This is a genomic window from Vibrio sp. 1288, assembly GCF_033344475.1.
The window spans coordinates 1-647 of sequence record NZ_JAWPOX010000647.1 but is presented as its reverse complement, the minus strand read 5'-3'; the positions used below and the strand labels follow the sequence as shown (position 1 = coordinate 647).

At 42.8% G+C, this 647-nt stretch carries 1 pseudogene; it reads left to right on the top strand.

Going from position 1 to position 647, the window contains the following annotated elements:
- Positions 1–505 (top strand): annotated as a pseudogene (locus tag R8O11_RS28535) (TetR-like C-terminal domain-containing protein); the annotation flags it as partial.
- Positions 506–647 lie beyond the last annotated feature (142 nt).

Sequence of the window (647 nt, the reverse complement as noted above, 5' to 3'; positions counted from 1 at the left end):
CCACGAACTTAGCCTTCGCAATATCGCTAACATGATTGGTTACGTGCCCAGCACCTAGGTGAATATTTTTGGTAACTATAATTTGTTGCTACTTCATGCCGTGGCTCAAACTTTAGATGAGTTATCGCAGGAAGCGCTAAATGCAACAAAAAGCAGTAAAGATGCTCATCAAGCACTTTTTGAACTTGCATACTGCTACCACGATTTCGCGCAAAAACATCCTTACCGTTGGCAATTGGTTTTCGAACACAACATGAACGGTGCCGAACTTCCAGAATGGCATGCGAAACGTATTGATGGCATGACAGGCATGCTCGAATCATTACTCGCACAAATCGCTCCTCAACGTACGGAATCCGAAGTCATTCAAGCGAGTCGCGTACTATGGGCTGGCGTACACGGCATTACTCTTCTTAGCGTTGATGACAAGTTTTTCTCAAGTGAGCCTGTAGATGGTAAAGAGTTAATCAGTAACTTGCTTTCTAACTACATCATGAACTGGTAACAAACAAAGGATTATCCATGTCATCCGACAGACAGCCGTCCTTGCTTACGCAAAGAAAGTTCCTGCCCTATTTTGTTACTCAGTTTTTTGGCGCTTTCAACGACAACATTTTTAAAAACGTTTTGTTGCTGTTTGTCGCTTT